General features: G+C 45.7%; 2 protein-coding genes and 1 pseudogene. 2 read left to right on the forward strand and 1 reads right to left on the reverse strand.

Annotated features, from left to right (window positions below):
* Window positions 1-274: pseudogene (locus tag AB3112_RS09930) on the reverse strand (D-2-hydroxyacid dehydrogenase); the annotation flags it as partial.
* Window positions 275-510: 236 nt separating this feature from the next.
* Here AB3112_RS09930 and AB3112_RS09935 point away from each other — a divergent pair.
* Window positions 511-2,130 carry a malolactic enzyme gene (locus tag AB3112_RS09935; RefSeq protein WP_084973904.1) on the forward strand — a complete coding sequence of 540 codons (1,620 nt, stop codon included), beginning with the start codon at window positions 511-513 and terminating at the stop codon, window positions 2,128-2,130.
* 12 nt (window positions 2,131-2,142) lie between these two features.
* Window positions 2,143-3,272: class II fumarate hydratase (locus AB3112_RS09940; RefSeq protein WP_367334406.1), on the forward strand; the 1,130-nt coding region annotated here is incomplete at its 3' end.

Below are 3,272 nucleotides of genomic sequence, written 5' to 3' on the forward strand. Positions count from 1 at the left end.
TGGCCCATTTCAGGTTACAGGAATCAACACCAGCCGAACGTAATGCAAGTTGGGTAATACCAAATTCGTGCAGTTTGCGATACAGATCCGGCGTTCCGCTGAGCTTACTGCGTTGACGATAATCAATGCCGTCATAGCTCTTTGCCAAATCAACAGTATCGTCATGGAGTTCCACGGAATTAAAATCTACTTGTACGTCTGGGTGCTCAGCTGCCCACTCCAACACGAATTCTTTCTCATAACCTAAAATGTTATACGCCAAAATTTTTTTCATTATTCCACCTACCACATTCGTTAATATTATAAAACAATTAAAATTTGCATATAATATAACTCATAATTGACGCCATGTCAAAGTCATTTTTCTACAAAAACCTTTCAATCTGGTAAAATTTACCGGCATTTTGAACCATGAATCGCAATATAATCGATTTCAACTTCCAGAAGGTACGGTTATAAGTTAGAATGAAAGTTATTAATAATCTATATTCATGGGAGAGGATAATTGAAATGACAAATTCGATTTTGAACGACCCCTTTAAAAATAAGGGAACAGGGTTTACACAAGCTGAGCGCCAACAATTGGGGATTATCGGCATGTTGCCCCCGAAAGTTCAAACTTTAGACGAACAGGCAACCCAAGTTTATCAGCAGTACCAAACCAAACCGTCAGCGTTAGAAAAACGCGTTTTTCTAATGAGTATCTTCAACGAAAATCGGGTTCTGTTCTTCAAAGTATTCTCACAACACGTCGCAGAGTTCATGCCAATTGTATACGATCCCACAATTGCGACGACTGTTGAAAATTACAGTCAACTATTTATCCAGCCACAAAACGCTGCCTTCCTTTCCATCGAAGACCCCGATTCAATTGAAGAAAGCTTAAAAAATGCCGCCGAGGGCCGGGACATCAAACTACTTTGTGTGACCGATGGCGAAGGAATTCTCGGCATTGGCGATTGGGGTACCCAAGGTGTCGATATCACCGTTGGTAAGCTGATGGTGTACACAGCTGCTGCCGGAATCGATCCGAGTCAAGTGCTGCCAGTTGTCATTGATGCCGGAACCAACAATGAGTCACTGCTTGAAAATCCACTCTATCTTGGGCTGAAACAGCACCGGGTTCGAGGTGAACAGTACGATTCTTATATTGATAAGTTTGTTGCTGCCGTCGAAAAGTTGTTCCCAGATGTTTATCTTCACTTTGAAGACTTTGGCCGCTCAAACGCCGCCAAAATTTTGAATCGCTATAAGGACCTCCAACTGGTATTCAACGATGATATTCAAGGAACCGGAATTATTGTTCTGGCCGGAATTATTGGTGCTTTAAACATTTCCAAGCAAAAAATCATTGATCAAAAATACTTATGCTTTGGTGCCGGGACAGCCGGTGCTGGAATCACCATGCGAATCTTTAACGAAATGGTTGCTGCCGGCCTATCTCCCGACGAAGCCAAAAAACACTTTTACCTGGTTGATAAGCAGGGTCTACTGTTCACGGATACGCCCGACCTAACTCCGGAACAAAAGCCGTTTGCCCGCTCACGTGATGAGTTCGAAACCCCTGATGAACTGACCGATCTGCTTGCAGTTGTCAAAGCCGTTCATCCAACCATTATGGTCGGCACTTCAACACAACCCGGAACCTTCACTGAAGCCGTCATTAAAGAAATGGCCGCCCACACTGAACGGCCGATTATTTTTCCAATCTCAAATCCAACCAAGCTGATGGAAGCAACGGCTGCTGACTTGATCAAATGGACCGACGGCAAGGGCCTAATCGCCACGGGCGTCCCATCGGCTGCCGTTGACTATAAGGGTGTCACCTATGAAATCGGCCAGGCGAACAACGCCTTAATTTATCCGGGGCTGGGGCTTGGCGCCATTGCCAGTTCGGCCGCTGTCTTAAATGATCAAATGATTTCGGCAGCTGCCCATTCACTAGGTGGCATTGTCGATCCGAACCAGCCTGGTGCCGCAGTTCTTCCACCCGTTTCAAAGCTCAACCAATTTTCGGATACAGTTGCCAAAGCAGTTGCCCAAAGCGCAGTCGATCAGAAACTAAATCAAAAACAAATCGATTCGGTTTCCGATGCAATTCACAACGCCCAGTGGGAACCCAAGTATTAATCGGAGGGACATATGACTGAATATCGAATTGAAGCAGATACTTTAGGAAACGTGAAGGTGCCAAAAGACGCACTCTGGGGACCGCAAACTGAACGGAGCCGCCATAATTTCCCGACTGGCCCAAAAATGCCGGTTCAGGTTATTCGCGCATTACTGACTATTAAAGCGGCAGCTGCCCAAGTCAACCAATCCCAAGAAACTTTGGCGACTAACAAAGCCGACCTAATCGAGACTGCTTGTCGTAAACTTTTATCACTAAACGATCCCGATTTAATGGCCGATTTCCCACTTCATGTCTACCAAACCGGCTCTGGAACGCAAACCAACATGAATGTGAATGAAGTTATCGCCAACCTCTGCAAACAATTGGATCCTGCCATCGAAATATTGCCTAACGATGACGTCAACCATTCCCAAAGTTCTAACGACACCTTCCCAACGGCAATGAATATTGCGGCAACGCTGGCAACCCTTAAGCTCAAACCGCAAATCGAACACTTGATTGCAGTTCTCAAACAGAAGCAGAGTGAGTATTGGGATGTCGTTAAAATCGGCCGAACTCATTTACAAGATGCCACCCCGATCACATTTGGTCAGGAAATCAGCGGTTGGGTCAGTGCCTTGGAACACGATTTGCACTTTATTGAAGAAACCGGTCAATCACTATTGGAACTTCCGATTGGCGGAACCGCTGTTGGAACAGGGCTTAACACAACTTCGGACTATGCCGATGCCATGGTTACGACCCTTAGTACGGAATATGCACTACCATTTAAACAGCAAAACAAGTTCTACGGTCTTGCTAACCATTCAGGTCTCGTCGCAACTCACGGCACCATTCGAACCCTTGCGGCCGATCTGTTAAAAATTGCCAACGACATCCGCTTTTTGGCTAGTGGCCCCCGGGCCGGCTATGGTGAATTAAGTATTCCTGCCAACGAACCGGGATCGTCAATCATGCCGGGCAAAGTGAATCCGACCCAGGCAGAGGCAATGACGATGGCTGCAACTCGTGTGATGGGAAATGACACCACAATTACTGTCGCCGCCAGCCAAGGCAATTTTGAAATGAATGTTTACAAGCCAGTCATTATTTTCAGCTTTTTGGAATCGGTTGATCTATTGACGGGCATCTTAGATAA

Source organism: Lentilactobacillus sp. (assembly GCF_040773105.1).
Taxonomy (GTDB): domain Bacteria; phylum Bacillota; class Bacilli; order Lactobacillales; family Lactobacillaceae; genus Lentilactobacillus; species Lentilactobacillus parabuchneri.

What these genes read in the sequence shown, in the direction of transcription:
- AB3112_RS09935 (WP_084973904.1), top strand. Translation starts at nt 511, where the DNA reads ATGACAAATTCGATTTTGAACGACCCCTTTAAAAATAAGGGAACAGGG.